The following is a 16,920-nucleotide window of genomic DNA, read 5'->3' as shown; positions in this document are numbered from 1 at the left end:
GGCGGGTGAGGCGGTTGCTGAGCTGCCAGGTCGCGGCGGGCCGGGTCATGGCCCCGTCGGGGCGCTCGACGATCGCCACGGCCAGGTCCCGAGAACACCTCGGGCGGACACCCGCCGACCGAGCGCACGGGCGGACCCCGCATCGTCCGGAGGTCCGCCCGGCACCTGGCACCTCCGCCGATGCCGTCGACGAAGGCGAGTCAGTGGTGGTGGCCGTGCCGGCCGAGGGTGTCCACGGGGGTCGCGCCGGGGCGGGTCCACTGCGGCACCGGGCGGCTGGTCGGGCCCCAGGTGGCGTTCCCGTCGGCGTCCGAGCGCCAGTACCAGCAAGCCTGGCGCCCCTCGGGCCAGCCCTCGGGGTCGTCCTCCCACGCCTCGCCGCGGCCGTAGGGCGTCATGTCGAGCAGGCCGAAGGACCCGTTGACCGGCTCGTTGCCACGTCCCGTCGTGGAGTAGGTGAGGAACACGCGGTCGCCGTCGCGCAGGAAGCAGGTGATGGAACCCATGCTGTCGCCGACCGGCGCGTCCACGTCGCGCACCGAGTACCAGGGCTGGGTGTAGCCCATGAACTCGACGTAGGAGGCCACCTCGTCCCACCGGCCCGTGGTCAGGATGGCGAAGGAGACGCCGCGGGCGTTGAGGTAGACGGCGTCCTTCAGGTGCCAGGCCGTGGTGGTGCAGCCTTCGCACTGCCCCTGGTGCGGCGCGCCGTCGTACCACATGTGCTTGTAGACCACGAGCTCGTCGCGGCCCTGGAACAAGGCCAGGAACGGGACCGGGCCGTCGGGTCCGACGACCTCGACCGTCCCGTCGAGCTCCACCATCGGCAGCCGGCGGCGGGCCGCGGCGAGGGCGTCACCCTCGCGGGTGTGGGCCTTCTCGCGGACCAGGAGCTCGTTCCGGGCGGCCTGCCAGGTGGCCAGGTCGACGACGGGCGGGCGGCCGGGCAGCGCGGTGGTCGGGGTACTCGGCGTGGTCGTCATGGCGTCCTCCGTGGCGTCTCGTGCCGGGCGGCGTCGTACGACGTCCTGCGACGGTCACCAGGACAGACCCGCGACCCGGCCGGAACTCATCGCGGCAGGGGGCGCCCTCGGCCGGGCGGGCACGGACCACGTCGGGCCGACGAGTCCACGGACGCGCTCCCAGAGGACCCCGTCCTCCCCACGCCCCTGCACGGTCCCGCCGCGGCCCCGTCCCGACCGGCCCCTGTGCCGGGTCCCGCCGCGGGGGTGCGAGCAGTGGGGGTGAGGGGGTCCGTCAACTAGCGTCGGGTGCGATGACCGAGCCGCTGAACCCGTCGGAGTCCGCCGTCCGCCGTGCACTGACCCGTGCCGAGCGCGGGGTGACCCTGGACGCCGTCGAGGCCGAGACGCTGCTGCACGCCCGCGGACTCGGCCAGGGCGAGCCGCTGGACCGGCTGCTCACCGCGGCCGGCCGGGTCCGCGACGCGGGCCTGGCCTCGGCCGGGCGGCCCGGCGTCGTCACCTACAGCCGCAAGGTGTTCATCCCGCTCACCCACCTGTGCCGCGACCGCTGCCACTACTGCACGTTCGTGACCACGCCCGGGCAGTTGCGGAAGGACGGCAAGGCGCCGTACCTCTCCCCCGACGAGGTGCTCGACATCGCCCGGGCCGGCGCCGCGCTGGGCTGCAAGGAGGCGCTGTTCACCCTCGGCGACCGCCCGGAGGACCGCTGGCCGGTCGCGGCCGAGTGGCTGGAGGCGCACGGCTTCGACTCCACCCTGGCCTATCTGCGCGCGATGGCGATCCGGGTGCTGGAGGAGACCGGGCTGCTGCCGCACCTCAACCCCGGGGTGCTGAGCTGGGAGGAGATCCAGCGGCTCAAGCCCGTCTCCGCCTCGATGGGGATGATGCTCGAGACCACCGCCACCCGGCTGTGGTCGGAGCCCGGCGGCCCGCACTTCGGCTCCCCGGACAAGGAGCCCGCCGTCCGGCTGCGCGTGCTCGAGGACGCCGGCCGCTCCGCCGTCCCCTTCACCACCGGCGTGCTGCTGGGCATCGGCGAGAACTCCGCCGAGCGGGTGGACGCCGTCCTGCGGATCCGGGCCTCAGCAGGGCGGCACGGGCACGTGCAGGAGGTCATCGTCCAGAACTTCCGGGCCAAGCCCCGCACGGCGATGGCCGCGCACGACGACCTGGCGCTGCAGGAGTACGTCGCCGCGGTCGCCGTCACCCGGCTGCTGCTCGGCCCCAGGGCGCGGGTGCAGGCGCCGCCGAACCTGTCGGACTCCACCGAGCTCGGCCTGCTGCTGCGCGCCGGCGTCGACGACTGGGGCGGCGTCTCGCCGCTGACGCCCGACCACGTCAACCCCGAACGACCGTGGCCCAACACCGACAAGCTGGCCGCGCTGTCGGCCGAGGCCGGGTACGAGCTGCGCGAGCGGCTGGCCGCGCAACCGCCGTACGTGCTCTCCCCCGAGCCGTGGCTGGACCCGCGGGTGCGACCGCACGTCGCGGCGCTGGCCGGCCCCGACGGACTGGCGGTGGAGGGCCGCGAGCCGGCCGGGCTGCCGTGGCAGGAGCCCGACGAGGCGTGGACGTCGTCCGGGCGCACCGACCTGCACGTGGAGGTCGACACCACGGGGCGCACCGGCGACCGGCGCAGCGACTTCGACGCCGTCTACGGCGACTGGGCCGAGCTGCGTTCCCGCACCGAGAGCGCCCGCGACGGACACTCGACCGCGCTGGCCGCCGGGGATCCGGCGGTGCACGCCGCGCTGCGGCACGCCGAGACCGACCCGGCCGGGCTCTCGGACGCCGAGTACCTGGCGCTGCTCGGCGCGGACGGCCCGGACCTCGGTGCGCTGTGCGAGCTGGCCGACGCCGTCCGCCGGGACGTCAACGGGGACGACGTCACCTACGTCGTGAACCGGAACATCAACTTCACCAACGTCTGCTACACCGGCTGCCGGTTCTGCGCGTTCGCCCAACGGCGCACCGACGCCGACGCGTACACGCTCTCCCTCGAGGAGGTCGGCACGCGCGTGGACCGGGCGTGGGCCGCCGGGGCGACCGAGATCTGCATGCAGGGCGGCATCCACCCCGACCTGCCCGGCACGGCGTACCTCGACCTGGCCCGGGAGGTGAAGCAGCGGCAGCCGGGCATCCACCTGCACGCCTTCTCCCCCATGGAGATCGTCAACGGCGCGGCCCGCACCGGGCTGTCGTTCGCCGACTTCCTGACCGCCGCGAAGGAGGCCGGCCTCGACTCCGTCCCGGGGACGGCGGCGGAGATCCTCGACGACGACGTCCGCTGGGTGCTGACCAAGGGCAAGCTGCCGACGGCGACCTGGCTGGAGATCATCACGACGGCGCACCGGGTGGGGATCCCGACGACGTCGACGATGATGTACGGCCACGTCGACACCCCCGCCCACTGGGTGGCGCACCTGCGCACGCTGGCGCGGGTGCAGGACGAGACCGGTGGCTTCACCGAGTTCGTGCTGCTGCCCTTCGTGCACCACAGCTCGCCGATCTACCTCGCCGGTGTCGCCCGCCCGGGGCCGACGGTGCGGGAGAACCGGGCGGTGCACGCCGTCGCCCGGCTGCTGCTGCACGGCCGGATCCCGAACGTCCAGACGTCGTGGGTCAAGCTCGGGGACGTCGGCACGCAGGCGGTGCTGCAAGGCGGGGCCAACGACCTCGGCGGCACGCTGATGGAGGAGACGATCAGCCGGATGGCCGGCAGCCAGAACGGCTCGCTGAAGACCATCGCCGAGCTGGAGGCCGTGGCCGCCGCGATCGGCCGCCCGGCCCGGCAGCGGACGACGGAGTACGGCACCCCGTCGGCGGAGCGCCTGGCGACCGCCCGGTCCGAGGAGGGCCGTCGCGCGCTCGACCTGTCGATCACCCCGGTCTGAGGAGGGACCCCTGGCTCCCTTGCAGGGTCCCACCGCGAGCTCGCGAGCGGTGGGGGCGAGGGGGTCCGCGTTCCACCCTCCACAGGCCCAGGGCGGACCCCTGGAGGGGGCCGGGTCAGCCTCGGGCGTACCGGAGCGGCGGCAGGGTCCAGGCCGCGCCCAGCCGGGCGTCGAGGTCGGGTTCCACCGGTGAGAGACCCGCGCCCGGGTACGGGGTGAGCTCGCCGAACCACAGCTCGCCGTCCACCTCGTAGAAGTCGACGCGCAGCATGTCGAAGCCGTCGGCGAGCGCGGTCGCCGCCTTGAGCAGGTCGTCGAGCCGCTCGGGAGGGTCGGCATCGGGACCGGGCCGGAAGCCGATCGTCCAGGGCAGCGGCTCCCACTCCGGCGCGTAGAGCCGGATCCGGTGGTCGTCGCCCCGGCCGGTGTGCAGCTCGACCAGCCGGGGTTCCCCGCCGACGACGAGCACCTTGAGGTCGGCCGGCACCACGCCCGGGACGCCGACGAACTCCTCGACCAGCAGGCACGGCCGCGCCCGCCGGTAGGCCCACTCCTCGCTCTTGCGCCAGTACCGCTCCCCCACCCAGCCCGCGGTGCGCCGGCGCAGCTCGGCCACGTCGGCGGGCCCGCGGCCGAACAGCCGCCGGATGCAGGAGTGGTTGGGCTTGAGCACCCAGTGGCCGGGCAGGTCGACGTCCGCCAGCTCGCCGACGTCGGTGCCGGCCCAGAGGGTCTCCGGGACGCGCACCAGGCCCGGTGCGACCGTGCCGGCGTGCTCCTTCATCGCCAACTTGTCGCAGGTGGGCGCGAGCAGGTCGCGCCGGTCGAACGTGATCCGCCAGTTCAGCTTCTCGGTGAAGGTGCGCGGCCGCAGCAGCGGCGGCAGGTGCCCGGTCGCCTGCCGGTAGAGCAGGGTCCGGCGCACCGGCGCGGGCAGGGCGCCGGAGCGCGGGACGAGCACCTCCCAACCCCAACAGCCGGGACGGCGACCGGCAACCGCACGCCGCGGTCCGCGTGCCCCCTGGTCGCGGGGTACCGGACGACGGTGCGGACGGCGACCGGAGGCTGGGTCGTGGCGGCGGTCGCCCTCGGGTTGACTGCCTGCACGGTGACCGTGGAGGGAACCGCCTCCCCCGGCGGGCCGCCCGATCTCGAGGCCGCGCTGTCGGTGCCGGTCCCCGGTCTGCGGCCGGTCGACCCGCCCCCGCCACCCTGGCAGCTCTGCACGACGGTGCCGGGCACCCGGGCACCCCGCCTGGACCCAGGGCTCGGGGAGCCGGTGGCCGTCGGCCACGCCGCTGAGGGGATGACCCTGCACGCCTACGCCTGGGCCACGTCGGCTCCGATGGTGGCGGAGGCGATCCTCGACCAGGCCGGGATGGAGGCACCGGACTGCGCGTCGGCGCCGCCGTCCACGGACGCCGACCCGGGTGCCTGGACCGCCCGGTCGGTGGACGACTGGACGGGGTCGGGGTGGACCGGCGTCAGGATCCGCAGCGAGGTCCGCGGACCGGACCCGGCAGTCGGCGAGACCCGGCTGGTGCACTCCGAGGAGGTGGTCGTGCTCGTCGTCCTCACCGCGGAGGGCGGCGACGACGTCGGGCCGGTCATCGACGACCACCTGGCGGCGGTCGCCGACCGGCTGGGCTGAGCGCTCCCGTCAGTGGCTCCCCCTACGGTGACCGGCATGCCGCAGCAGGTGATCCCCTTCCTCATGTTCCAGGGCGACGCGGGGCCGGCGCTCGACCTCTACACGTCGCTGTTCGACGACGCGCGCGTCGTGGACCTCACCCGGTGGGGAGCGGACGGCCCCGGTGCCGAGGGCACGGTGCAGGGCGCCACCTTCTCCATCGCGGGCCAGGTGTTCCGCTGCTTCGACAGCCCGCCGGTCCACGACTTCACCTTCACGCCGTCCTTCTCGATCTTCGTCGAGACGAGGTCGGAGGAGGAGCTCGAGCGGCTGTTCGCGGGCCTGTCCGAGGGCGGCGCCGTCCTGATGGAGCTCGGCGACCACGGCTTCAGCCGCCGGTTCGGCTGGGTCAACGACCGCTTCGGGGTCTCCTGGCAGCTCAACCTGCCCTAGTACTGCAACCGAGCACGTCCTCGCCTGCACGTCGGGTAGCGCCGTGCGGACCTCCTCGTGATGGCCGGCCCGAGGGCCGGCTCGCCGAGCCGGGAAGGCGGCGACCAGCCGTGGTCAACCACCGGCCGACGCGGGCAGAGTGCGCAGCGCGGATGCTGAACTGCCCGGTCACCCGGGTGGGCCCTGACGAGGTCACCCGCAGGGGACCGTGTTCCCGACGAGAGCAAGGAGGTGCCTCGTGTCGGACCGTGACCCCGGTCTACCGAACGAGCTCGAGGTCGACCCGCAGATGGCCCTCGGAGCCGATGATGGAGGTGCCGAACCCGTCTCTGGACCCATCGATGACCCGGAGGACCCGGACTACGTCGAGCCGGCGTCACATGCGGTGCCCGCACCGGGAGACGCCGGTCGGTGACCATCCAGATCGGGGGATACCAGGGTGCACGGAGTTGCACCGGAGGTCCCACGCAGGGCGCACGGAACCTGATGTCCTGGTGGCTCGGCGCCTACGGGAACCGCGGCGCGACGAACCTCGGCATCTACAACTGTCGTCCGGTGAGTGGCGGAGCTGTGCTCAGCCTCCATGCGGAGGGCCGGGCCGCCGACCTGGGGACACCGGTCGGGAACACCTGGTCCTGGGGGGTGATGGACACCTTCCGCCTCAACTCCCAGGAGCTCGGTCTCCAGTGCGTCATCCACGACCGGCGCATCTGGTCGTCGATCGCCCCGGACTGGCGTCCGTACTCCGGGTCCTCACCGCACACCGATCACGGGCACGTCGAGTTGATGTGGTGGGCCGCGAACGGTGGGCTGACCGTGGACCGGCTCAACGAGGTCATGCAGGGCGGCACACCTCCGCCCCCAGCTCCGCCCCCCATGCCGGTGCTGCGGCTGGGGAGCAGCGGGGATGCGGTGAGGAGCCTCCAGGAGGCACTGGATCGCTGGTACCCGAGCCTCCCGGCACTGGCCGTCGACGGTGACTTCGGTCCGAGGACGGACGCTCGGGTGCGGTATCTCCAGGGGCGTGCCGGGCTGGTGGCCGACGGCGTCGTCGAGCCTGCCACCTGGCGGGCCCTGGGGTTCTAATACCGCCACGACGCGTGCCAGTGGCCGGCGCGACGACAGCAGCTCAGGGCTCAGGGGGCCGTTGTGGACTCGGACGGCGCACGCCGTTCCCGCACCTCAGAGGATCGACGCTCTGCAGGGCCGTTGCAGGACCAGGCCGTTACGGTGCCAGGTAGTTTCGGTACCAGGCCGTTGCAGCACCAGACCGTCCGCGCATGCCGCGGCGGTACCGGGTAGGACGGAACCGTGCGAGCCATCGTCTACACCGAGAACGGCGACCCCGACGTCCTGCAGCTGGTCGAGCGCCCCGACCTCGAACCCGGCCCGGGCGAGGTGCGGGTGCGGCTGGCCTTCTCCGGCGTCAACCCGACCGACTGGAAGTCCCGGCGCACGAACCCGCCCGGCGCCGACGGCCAGGTGCCCGACCAGGACGGCTCCGGCACCGTCGACGCCGTCGGCGAGGGCGTCGACCCGGTGCTGGTCGGCGAGCGGGTGTGGGTGTGGGAGGCCGCCTGGCAGCGCCCGCACGGGACGGCGGCCGAGTACACCGTCGTCCCGGCGCGGCAGGTCGTGCTGCTCGGCGCCGAGCCGTCCTTCGAGCTCGGCGCGGCGCTGGGCATCCCGTTCCTCACCGCGCACCGCTGCCTGACCGTCGCCGAGTCCCTGCCCGACCGGCTCGGCCCCGGGGCGCTGACCGGCCGCACCGTCCTCGTGCAGGGCGGCGCCGGCGCGGTGGGCAACGCCGCGATCCAGCTGGCCCGCTGGGCCGACGCCACGGTGATCGCCACGGTCAGCAGCCCGCGCAAGGCCCAGCTGGCCGCCGCGGCCGGGGCCTCCCACGTCGTCGACTACCGCGAGCAGGACGTCGTCCGCGAGGTCCGCAAGGTCGCCCCGAAGGGCGTGGACGCCATCGTCGAGGTGTCCGCCGCGACCAACGCCGCCGTCGACGCGCAGGTGATCGGCCTGCACGGGGCGGTCGCGATGTACGCCGACGACGGCGGCGCGGAGGTCACCGTGCCGGTCCGCGCGCAGATGGTCCCCAACGCGCGCTGGCAGTTCGTCCTCGTCTACACCGAGCCCGAGCGCGCCAAGGCGATCGCCGTGGAGGACGTCAACGCCGCGGTCCTGGACGGCGCGGTGCGGGTCGGCGAGGACGCCGGCCTGCCGCTGCACGTCTTCCCGCTGGCGGAGACCGCGCAGGCGCACCGCGCGGTGGAGGACGGCGCCGTCGGCAAGGTGCTGGTCGACGTGACGGCCTGACAGGATCGCGGCGTGCCTCGCGTCCTCGTCGCCCCGGACAAGTTCAAGGGATCGCTGACCGCAACCGAGGTGGCCGACGCGGTCGCGCGCGGTCTCACCGCCGGACGGCCGGACGTCGACGTGAACCGGCTGCCCGTCGCCGACGGCGGTGACGGCACGCTCGCCGCCGCGCTGGCCGCGGGGTACGAGGCGGTCCCGGTCACCGCGTCCGGCCCCACCGGCGAGGCGGTGGGGACGGCCTACGCCCGGCTCGGCGACGTCGCCGTCGTCGAGATGGCCGACGTCTCGGGGCTCGGTCGGCTGCCCGGAGGCCGGTTCGCGCCCCGCACCGCCACCAGCCGGGGCACCGGCGAGGTCGTCGCCGCGGCACTGGCCGCCGGCGCCCGCCGGGTCGTCCTGGGCATCGGCGGGAGCGCGACCACCGACGGCGGCGCCGGGCTGCTGCAGGCCCTCGGCGCGCGGCTGCTCGACGCGGACGGCGCACCGGTCCCGCCCGGCGGCGCGGGACTGGAACGGCTGGCGCGGGTGGACGTCAGCGGGGTCGCCGCCGCGCTGCAGGGGGCCGAGGTCGTCGTCGCCTGCGACGTGGACAACCCGCTCACCGGCCCCTCGGGCGCCGCGGCGGTCTACGGCCCGCAGAAGGGCGCCGACCCCGACGACGTCGCCCACCTCGACCGCTGCCTGGCCGGGCTGGCCGACGCGGTCGCCGAGGCCACCGGCCGGGACCTGCGCGACGAGCCTGGCGCGGGCGCAGCCGGTGGGGTCGGGTTCGCGGCGCTCGCCGTCCTCGGGGCACAGCTGCGGCCGGGCATCGACCTGCTGCTGGACCTGCTCGGCTTCGACCGGCTGGTGGCCGACGCCGACCTGGTCGTCGTCGGTGAGGGGTCGCTGGACGAGCAGAGCCTGCGCGGCAAGGCGCCGGTCGGCGTCGCCCGGCGGGCCCGGGCGGCCGGCGTGCGATCGGTGGTCGCTGTCTGCGGGCGCCGCGACCTGGACGACGCGACCCTGCAGGAGGCCGGCATCGACGCCGCCGCCGCGCTCACCGACCTCGAGCCGGACCCCGAGCGCTGCATGGCCGAGGCCGGCCCACTGCTGGAGCGGCTGGCGCAGCGGATCGCCGCCGAGCACCTGTCGACCCCGGGTGCGGCCTCTCCCTGACGGGAGGCTCGGGACGTGCTGCCGCGCCGAGGCCGCGCCCGCGGGTTCACCAGGAGGCGAAGACGCGCGCGGGACCGCCCGAACCCTCCTCGAACGGGATGAGGCCGACCACGATCGTCGCGCCCGTGGGTGGGATGCGGTCGAGGTGGGCGAGGTTCTCCAGCCCGTAGCGGTCGGCTCCGGTGAGCAGGAGGTGGGTGTCGAAGGTCGTGGACACGCCTGGGTCGATGCTGAGCGTGTCGACGCCGAGGCTGCGGATGCGTCGGCGTTCCAGCAGCCACTCGCAGGTGTCCGCACCGAAGCCGGGGAAGTGCAGCGTCCCCGCCGCGTCCGCGCCGCGGTAGGCCTCCGGATCGCCGATCCTGGTGCCCCAGCCGGAGTTCATGAGGACGGCGGCGCCGTCCGGGATGCGGCCGTGGCGCCGCTCGTGCGCGCGGACGTCGTCGATCGTCACGACGGTGTCCGGCTCGTCCGCCGCACGGGTGCTGATGTCGACGACGACGACAGGCGCGATCAGCTCGTCGATCCGCAGCTCCGGTGCCAGGCGACCGCCCGGCGTGAAGTGTCCCGGCGCGTCGACGTGGGTGCCGGTGTGCTCGAAGACGCGCCACTCCTGCAGGTAGTAGCCGTTCTGCTCGATCGTCACGACGGTGCGGCGCGAGGGCGCCTCGGTCGGCACGAACATCGGCAGGCCCGTGGTCAACGGGTGCGTGAGGTCGCACAGGCCGCGTCGGCCCCAGCTGGGGGCTCGCGGTGCCCGGTCCTCGGCCCGAGCGGTACCGGTCAGCGCGGCGGTCACGGCCGCGGCCGCCCCGCCCACCAGCGCGGCCCGCCGGGAGAAGCCGGCCCCCGTCCCGTCGCCGCACCGCTGCGCCACCCTGCCGGTGTGCTCTGTGCACATGCGCGCTCTCCGTCGTCCCCGTGTGATCGGGCTGCCCTGGGCTCGGGCGTCCGCGACCATAGCCCCAGGTCCGGCTGCGGGACGGCAGGTTGCTGCGCGGTGCCTACCGCCGTGCGGGGGGACGACCTGACTCGGCGAGATCGCCGGTCCCGCACGGAGACAGGGTCCGAGGCGTGCGAGATCGGCGATGTCGCCGGAAGGACGACGCCTATCCCACGCCGAGGTCGCGGGCGATGAGCATCCGCTGCACCTCGCTGGTGCCTTCGCCGATCTCGAGGATCTTCGCGTCGCGGTAGAAGCGGCCCACCGGGAACTCGTTCATGAAGCCGTAGCCGCCGTGCACCTGGGTGGCGTAGCGGGCGTTGTCCATCGCCACCTCGGAGCTGTACAGCTTGGCGATCGAGGCCTCCCGCGCGTACGGCTCACCGCGGAGCATCTTCTCGGCGGCCCGGTAGTAGGCCAGCCGTGCGGTGGAGGCACGCACCTCCATGTCGGCGATCATGAACTGGATCGCCTGGTTGCGGCCGATCGGCTGACCGAACGCCTCCCGCTGCGCCGCGTACTTCACCGACTCGTCGACGCAGCCCTGGGCCAGCCCCACGGCCAGCGCGGAGATCGCGATCCGCCCCTCGCCGAGGATGGAGAGGAACTGCGCGTAGCCGCGGCCGCGCTCCCCCACCAGGTTCTCCGCCGGCACCCGGCAGTCGCTGAACGACAGCTCGCGGGTGTCCGAGGCGTTCCAGCCGACCTTCGAGTACCGCTTGCCGACGGTGAAGCCCGGCGTCCCCGACGGGATGGCGATCGCCGAGATCTCCTTGCCGCCGTCCGGCCGGGTGCCGGTGACGGCGGTGACGGTGACCAGCTCGGTCAGGTCGGTGCCCGAGTTGGTGATGAACGCCTTGGACCCGTTGACCACCCAGTGGCCGTCCTCCAGGCGCGCGGTGGTGCGGGTGGCGCCGGCGTCCGAGCCACCGCCGGGCTCGGTGAGGCCGAACGCGGCCAGCGCCTCGCCGCTGCACAGCCGGGGCAGCCACTGCTGCTTCTGCTCCTCGGTGCCGAAGCGGTAGATCGGCATCGCGCCCAGCGAGACGCCGGCCTCGAGGGTGATCGCCACCGACGAGTCGACCCGCGCCAGCTCCTCGAGCGCCACGCACAGCGTGAAGTAGGTGCCGCCCGAGCCGCCGTACTCCTCGGGGAAGGGCAGGCCGAACAGGCCCAGCTCACCCATCTGCCGCACGATCGCGGTGGGGAACTCGTCGGCCTCGTAGAACGCGCCGATCTGCGGGGCGATCACGTCCTGCGCGAACTCGCGCACGACCTTGCGCAGGGCCTCGGTCTCCTCGTCGAGCCGGTAGTCCAGCATCACGTCTCCTGCTCAGGGGAGGTGGCCGGTGGGGTCACCACGGCCACCCGCTCGTCGAGCCGGACCTGTTGGCCGGCCGTCACACCGAGCTCGGTGACCGTCCCCGCGAGGGGTGCGGTCAGCACGTGCTCCATCTTCATCGCCTCGACGACGAGCAGCGGGGCACCGGCCTCGACCCGGTCGCCGACCGCTGCCCGCACCAGCGTCACCGTCCCGGGCATGGGTGCGGTGACGGCGCCGTCCCCGGCCGCGCCCTCGGCGGCCGCGTGCAGCCGCTCGTGCTCGCGCAGCCCGGTCACCCGGCCGTCGGCGGCCAGCCAGACCTGCCCGCCGGAGTGGACGACGGCGTGGCGGGAGGTGACGCCGTCGAGGGTCACGGTGAGCTCACCGCCGTCCCGCCGCGCGCTCGCAGGCACGGGGTCGGCGTCCCCGACGCGCACCTCCGCCGCCGACGACCGGCCGCGCACCCGCACGGTCACCGGCTCGCCGCCGGCGGCCTGCAGCCGGCGCACCGTCCAGGCCGGCTCGCCCAGCCGCCACCCGTCGGGGACGTCCCAGCGGTCGACGACCGGCCCGGCCGGCTCGTCCTCGACCAGCAGCGCCAGCGCGGCCGCCGCGTAGACGGCCGGGGACGGCGGCTCGGTGGCGGTCAGCGACCCGCCGCGGCGCTCGATGAGGCCGGTGTCCAGCCGCCCCGCGACGACGTCGGGGTCGGCGAGCAGTGCCCGCAGGAACGCGGTGTTGGTCGGCACCCCGAGGACGGCGGTGCGGCCCAGCGCGCCGACCAGCCGCGCGCGGGCGGTCTCCCGGTCGGGGCCCCAGGCGACCACCTTGGCGAGCATCGGGTCGTAGTCGGTGCCGACGACCGAGCCGACGGCCAGCGAGCTGTCCAGGCGCACGCCCGGTCCGGCCGGCTCGCGCAGGCCGAGCACGGTGCCGGTCTGCGGGAGGAAGCCGCGGGCCGGGTCCTCGGCGTAGAGCCGGGCCTCGATGGCGTGCCCGTCGAGCACGACGTCGTGCTGGGCCAGCGGCAGCGGCTCCCCCGCGGCGACCCGCACCTGCAGCTCGACGAGGTCCAGCCCGGTGACCATCTCGGTGACCGGGTGCTCGACCTGCAGCCGGGTGTTCATCTCGAGGAAGAAGAAGTCGCCCGGCCGGTCGGCGTCGACGATGAACTCGACGGTCCCGGCGCCGGTGTAGCCGACCGCGCGGGCCGCCTCGACGGCGGCGGCGCCCATGGCCGCGCGCTGGGCGGCGTCCAGCAGCGGGGACGGCGCCTCCTCGACCACCTTCTGGTGCCGGCGCTGCAGGCTGCACTCCCGCTCGCCCAGGTGGACGACGGTGCCGTGGCTGTCGCCGAGCACCTGCACCTCGACGTGCCGCGCCGACCCGACGTAGCGCTCGACCAGCAAGGTGTCGTCGCCGAAGGAACCGCGGGCCTCGCGCCGGGCGGCGGCGATCGCGTCGTCCAGCTCGGCCTCCGCCTGCACCACCCGCATGCCCTTGCCGCCGCCGCCGGCGCTGGGCTTGAGCAGCACCGGGAAGCCGACCTCGACCGCGGCCGCCGCGACCTCCTCGTCCGACATGCCCGGCTCGGTCCGCCCCGGCACGACGGGGACGCCGGCGGCCATCACGGTCTGCTTGGCCCGGATCTTGTCGCCCATCGCCTCGATGGCGGCGACCGGCGGGCCGATGAAGACGACGCCGGCCTTCTCGCAGGCCCGGGCGAACTCGACGTTCTCCGACAGGAAGCCGTAGCCCGGGTGCACCGCCTGGGCGCCGGTGCGGGCGGCGGCGTCGAGCACGCGCTCGATCGACAGGTAGCTCCGCGCCGCGGGCGCCGGGCCGATCGGGACGGCGACGTCGGCCTCGCGGACGTGCCGCGCACCGGCGTCCGCCTCGCTGTACACGGCGACCGAGCGGATGCCCATGGCCCGCAGCGTGCGGATGACCCGGACGGCGATCTCGCCACGGTTGGCCACCAGGACGGTGTCGAACACGGCTCAGCACCCCCCGGCCGGGGTGCGACCCGAGCGGGACGGGTCAGGCCGCCTTGCGGGCGCGCTTGGCGAGGACCTCGTCGGCCTTGTCCGACTTGACCAGGCGGCGCTTCTTGACGGTGTACCCCGGGGGGAGCGTCCCCTCGGCGAGCGCGCGCAAGGGGCAGCGCTTGCAGCGCGGCTTGTCCTGGCAGCACTTCTTCTTGGGCATGCGCCCGGACTTGGCCACACGATGAGGCTAGCCTTCCCTTCCCAGGCGCTCCACGGGCACCGGCGTGTCACCGGATAACGTGCGGTGGACGCCACCCCACACGCCCGGGAGACCCGATGGCCGCCCCCGCCTTCGTCGAGCTGCTCAACACGCAGATCGGCAACGAGTTCGCCGCCCACCAGCAGTACGTCGCGTGCGCCGTCTACTTCGACGAACTGACGATGCCCCGGACGGCGCAGCTGTTCTTCGACCAGGCGCTCGAGGAGCGCGAGCACGCCATGATGATGGTGCGCTACCTGCTCGACTCCGACGCGCCCGTCCGCATCCCCGGCATCCCGGCCCCGGTGAACGAGTTCGCCGACGTCGTCGCGCCGGTCGCCCTCGCCCTGGAGCAGGAGAAGCGCGTCACCGAGCAGATCAACGCCCTGATCGGCGTCGCCCGGCGGGAGAACGACTTCGCCTCCGACCAGTTCATGCAGTGGTTCATCAAGGAGCAGATCGAGGAGGTCAGCAAGATGAGCGACCTGCTCACGATCGTGAAGCGCTCCACCCACGACCTGGAGACGATCGAGGACTACGTGCTCCGGGAGGTCACTGCTGAGGCCGCCGACCCCACCGCGCCCCCGGTCGCGGGGGCCTGAGCCGGCCTCTACCCGCCGTTCACATCCGGAAGACGCCATAACCGACCTCCTCCAACGGGGCGTTGGCACAGGCGGACAGCGCCAGGCCGAGCACGGTGCGGGTCTTGGCGGGGTCGATGACGCCGTCGTCCCACAGCCGGGCGGTGGCGTAGTACGGGTGCCCCTGGGTCTCGTACTGGTCGCGGATCGGCTTCTTGAACGCCTCCTCCTCGTCGGCCGGCCACTCCTCGCCGCGGGCCTCGAGGCCGTCGCGGCGCACCTGGGCGAGCACCGAGGCCGCCTGCTCCCCGCCCATGACCGAGATCCGGGAGTTGGGCCAGGTGAACAGGAACCGGGGCGAGTAGGCGCGGCCGCACATCGAGTAGTTCCCGGCGCCGAACGAGCCGCCGATGACGACGGTCAGCTTGGGCACCCGCGCGCAGGCGACGGCGGTGACCATCTTCGCGCCGTGCTTGGCGATGCCGCCGGCCTCGTAGTCGCGGCCGACCATGAACCCGGAGATGTTCTGCAGGAACAGCAGCGGGATCGACCGGCGGTCGCACAGCTCGATGAAGTGCGCACCCTTGAGCGCCGACTCGGCGAACAGCACGCCGTTGTTGGCGACGATGCCGACCGGGTGGCCGTGCAGCCGGGCGAAGCCGGTGACCAGCGTCTGCCCGTAGAGCGGCTTGAACTCGGCGAACCGGCTGCCGTCGACCAGCCGGGCGATGACCTCGCGGACGTCGTAGGGCGTGCGCGGGTCCGGCGGCACCACGTCGTAGACCGACTCCGGCGGGTGCAGCGGTTCCTCGACCGGTTCGACGTCCCACGGCCGGGGCGCCCGCGGGCCGAGCGTGCCGACGATCTGGCGCACCAGCTGGAGGGCGTGCGCGTCGTCCTCCGCCAGGTGGTCGGTGACCCCGCTGACCCGGCTGTGCAGGTCTCCCCCGCCGAGCTCCTCGGCGGTGACCACCTCACCGGTCGCGGCCTTCACCAGCGGCGGACCGCCCAGGAAGATGGTGCCCTGCTCGCGGACGATGACCGCCTCGTCGCTCATCGCCGGCACGTACGCCCCACCGGCGGTGCACGAGCCGAGGACGGCGGCGATCTGCGGGATGCCGGCCTCCGACATCGTGGCCTGGTTGAAGAAGATCCGGCCGAAGTGCTCCCGGTCGGGGAAGACCTCGTCCTGCATCGGCAGGAAGGCCCCGCCGGAGTCGACCAGGTAGACGCAGGGCAGCCGGTTGTGCAGGGCCACCTCCTGCGCCCGCAGGTGCTTCTTCACCGTCATCGGGTAGTAGGTGCCGCCCTTGACGGTGGCGTCGTTGGCCACGACGACGACCTCGCGCCCGGCGACCCGGCCGATGCCGGTGATGATCCCGGCGGCCGGCGCCTCGCCGCCGTACATGCCGTGCGCGGCGAGCGGGGAGAGCTCGAGGAACGGGCTGCCCGGGTCGAGCAGGGCGTCGACCCGCTCGCGCGGCAGCAGCTTGCCCCGCGCGGTGTGCCGCTCGCGGGCCCGCTCCCCGCCGCCCTCGGCGACCCGCCGCAGCTGCGCGGCCAGGTCGGCGACGAGCGCGGCGTGCGCCTCGGCGTTCCGCGCGGCGGCCGCGCCGTCGGTCGTCGGCCTGCCGGCCAGCACGGGGGCGTCCACGGCGGGATGTTAACCGGGGTTCACGAATTGGGTCAACGACCGTTAACATCCCGGCCGTGACGGACACCAACACCGCGCTGCACACGGACGCGGCTCGCCCGTCGCGCCGCGAGCAGATCCTGCGGGCGGCCGCGCAGCTGTTCGCCGAGCGCGGCTCGCGGGCCGTGGGGGTGGACGACGTCGGCGCTGCGGTCGGCGTGACCGGGCCGGCGATCTACCGGCACTTCGCCAGCAAGGACGCGATGCTCGCCGAGATGCTGCTGCGCATCAGCGAGCGGCTGCTGGAGGGCGGCACCTCCCGCGTGGCCGCCGCCGGGGACGACCCGATGGCGCAACTGCGCACGCTGATCGCCTTCCAGGTCGACTTCGCGCTGGACAACCCCGCGCTGATCACCGTGCACGACCGCGACCTCGGCTCGCTGGCCGACGACGACGCCGCCCAGGTGCGCCGACTGCAGCGCCGCTACGTCGAGGTGTGGGTCGACGTCCTGGGCCGGGTGCACCCGGCCTCGGACGCTTCGACCAACCGGGCCCGCGCGCACGCCGTCTTCGGGCTGGTCAACTCCACCCCGCACAGCGCCGGCCGGCTGCCCCGCCGGCGGACGGCCGCGCTGCTCGCCGCGATGGCCGAGGCCGCCGCGACCGCCTGAGGCACGCTCCTCGATGATCAGGTGAGCTGGTCGTCACCGGTCCTGGCTCACGACCGGGGCTGAGCCAGGAGGCCG

Annotated in this window: 15 protein-coding genes; 8 read left to right on the top strand and 7 right to left on the bottom strand. The window is 74.2% G+C overall.

Annotated features, from left to right (window positions below):
* Window positions 1-200 precede the first annotated feature (200 nt).
* Window positions 201-983 (bottom strand): DUF899 domain-containing protein, encoded by a 783-nt coding sequence (locus tag ACWIX3_RS11125; RefSeq protein WP_448612133.1) that lies wholly within the window; start codon window positions 981-983, stop codon window positions 201-203.
* Between the two features lie 293 nt (window positions 984-1,276).
* Between ACWIX3_RS11125 and ACWIX3_RS11120 the strand changes: the two genes are divergently transcribed.
* Window positions 1,277-3,880, top strand: coding sequence for a bifunctional FO biosynthesis protein CofGH (locus tag ACWIX3_RS11120; RefSeq protein WP_448612132.1), 2,604 nt, complete (start codon window positions 1,277-1,279; stop codon window positions 3,878-3,880).
* A gap of 115 nt (window positions 3,881-3,995) precedes the next feature.
* Here ACWIX3_RS11120 and ACWIX3_RS11115 read toward each other — a convergent pair whose 3' ends face one another.
* Entirely contained in the window at window positions 3,996-4,841 is an 846-nt protein-coding gene (locus ACWIX3_RS11115; protein WP_448612131.1) for an ATP-grasp fold amidoligase family protein, read from the bottom strand.
* 111 nt (window positions 4,842-4,952) lie between these two features.
* On the opposite strand from ACWIX3_RS11115, the gene ACWIX3_RS11110 reads away from it, so the two are divergent.
* From ACWIX3_RS11110 to ACWIX3_RS11090, 5 genes are all read left to right on the top strand, one after another.
* Window positions 4,953-5,531: a hypothetical protein gene (locus ACWIX3_RS11110; RefSeq protein ID WP_448612130.1), complete on the top strand. Its 579-nt coding sequence runs from the start codon at window positions 4,953-4,955 to the stop codon at window positions 5,529-5,531.
* A gap of 36 nt (window positions 5,532-5,567) precedes the next feature.
* Entirely contained in the window at window positions 5,568-5,963 is a 396-nt protein-coding gene (locus ACWIX3_RS11105; protein WP_448612129.1) for a VOC family protein, read from the top strand.
* Window positions 5,964-6,449: 486 nt separating this feature from the next.
* Entirely contained in the window at window positions 6,450-7,049 is a 600-nt protein-coding gene (locus ACWIX3_RS11100) for a peptidoglycan-binding domain-containing protein (protein WP_448612128.1), read from the top strand.
* A gap of 225 nt (window positions 7,050-7,274) precedes the next feature.
* Window positions 7,275-8,288: an NADPH:quinone reductase gene (locus tag ACWIX3_RS11095; protein ID WP_448612127.1), complete on the top strand. Its 1,014-nt coding sequence runs from the start codon at window positions 7,275-7,277 to the stop codon at window positions 8,286-8,288.
* Window positions 8,289-8,300: 12 nt separating this feature from the next.
* Window positions 8,301-9,446, top strand: a complete 1,146-nt coding sequence (locus ACWIX3_RS11090) for a glycerate kinase (protein WP_448612126.1) — start codon at window positions 8,301-8,303, stop codon at window positions 9,444-9,446.
* Window positions 9,447-9,492: 46 nt separating this feature from the next.
* On the opposite strand, the gene ACWIX3_RS11085 is transcribed toward ACWIX3_RS11090, so the two are convergent.
* The 4 genes from ACWIX3_RS11085 to ACWIX3_RS11070 form a co-directional block, all read right to left on the bottom strand.
* Complete coding sequence (locus ACWIX3_RS11085; RefSeq protein WP_448612125.1) at window positions 9,493-10,347, bottom strand: cyclase family protein; 855 nt, start codon at window positions 10,345-10,347, stop codon at window positions 9,493-9,495.
* Between the two features lie 208 nt (window positions 10,348-10,555).
* Entirely contained in the window at window positions 10,556-11,710 is a 1,155-nt protein-coding gene (locus tag ACWIX3_RS11080) for an acyl-CoA dehydrogenase family protein (protein ID WP_448612124.1), read from the bottom strand.
* Entirely contained in the window at window positions 11,710-13,710 is a 2,001-nt protein-coding gene (locus ACWIX3_RS11075) for an ATP-binding protein (RefSeq protein ID WP_448612123.1), read from the bottom strand. The genes ACWIX3_RS11080 and ACWIX3_RS11075 overlap by 1 nt, the downstream gene beginning before the upstream one ends.
* A 43-nt stretch (window positions 13,711-13,753) precedes the next feature.
* On the bottom strand, window positions 13,754-13,939 hold the full coding sequence (locus ACWIX3_RS11070) for a hypothetical protein (RefSeq protein WP_448612122.1): 186 nt from the start codon (window positions 13,937-13,939) through the stop codon (window positions 13,754-13,756).
* A gap of 98 nt (window positions 13,940-14,037) precedes the next feature.
* On the opposite strand from ACWIX3_RS11070, the gene ACWIX3_RS11065 reads away from it, so the two are divergent.
* Window positions 14,038-14,562 carry a ferritin gene (locus ACWIX3_RS11065; RefSeq protein ID WP_448612121.1) on the top strand — a complete coding sequence of 175 codons (525 nt, stop codon included), beginning with the start codon at window positions 14,038-14,040 and terminating at the stop codon, window positions 14,560-14,562.
* 19 nt (window positions 14,563-14,581) lie between these two features.
* Here ACWIX3_RS11065 and ACWIX3_RS11060 read toward each other — a convergent pair whose 3' ends face one another.
* Window positions 14,582-16,195 carry a carboxyl transferase domain-containing protein gene (locus ACWIX3_RS11060; RefSeq protein WP_448612120.1) on the bottom strand — a complete coding sequence of 538 codons (1,614 nt, stop codon included), beginning with the start codon at window positions 16,193-16,195 and terminating at the stop codon, window positions 14,582-14,584.
* Between the two features lie 56 nt (window positions 16,196-16,251).
* On the opposite strand from ACWIX3_RS11060, the gene ACWIX3_RS11055 reads away from it, so the two are divergent.
* On the top strand, window positions 16,252-16,845 hold the full coding sequence (locus ACWIX3_RS11055) for an SACE_7040 family transcriptional regulator (RefSeq protein WP_448612119.1): 594 nt from the start codon (window positions 16,252-16,254) through the stop codon (window positions 16,843-16,845).
* The last annotated feature ends 75 nt before the right edge of the window (window positions 16,846-16,920 follow it).

The sequence above is a fragment of the Geodermatophilus sp. URMC 60 genome (assembly GCF_053502585.1).
This window is presented reverse-complemented; position numbering and strand designations above follow the sequence as displayed.

Bases quoted from the DNA above. Each gene is read 5' to 3' on its own strand.
- ACWIX3_RS11120 (WP_448612132.1), top strand. From the start codon at position 1,277: ATGACCGAGCCGCTGAACCCGTCGGAGTCCGCCGTCCGCCGTGCACTG.
- ACWIX3_RS11100 (WP_448612128.1), top strand. From the start codon at position 6,450: ATGTCCTGGTGGCTCGGCGCCTACGGGAACCGCGGCGCGACGAACCTC.
- ACWIX3_RS11105 (WP_448612129.1), top strand. From the start codon at position 5,568: ATGCCGCAGCAGGTGATCCCCTTCCTCATGTTCCAGGGCGACGCGGGG.
- ACWIX3_RS11065 (WP_448612121.1), top strand. From the start codon at position 14,038: ATGGCCGCCCCCGCCTTCGTCGAGCTGCTCAACACGCAGATCGGCAAC.
- ACWIX3_RS11080 (WP_448612124.1), bottom strand. From the start codon at position 11,710: ATGCTGGACTACCGGCTCGACGAGGAGACCGAGGCCCTGCGCAAGGTC.
- ACWIX3_RS11125 (WP_448612133.1), bottom strand. From the start codon at position 983: ATGACGACCACGCCGAGTACCCCGACCACCGCGCTGCCCGGCCGCCCG.
- ACWIX3_RS11085 (WP_448612125.1), bottom strand. From the start codon at position 10,347: ATGTGCACAGAGCACACCGGCAGGGTGGCGCAGCGGTGCGGCGACGGG.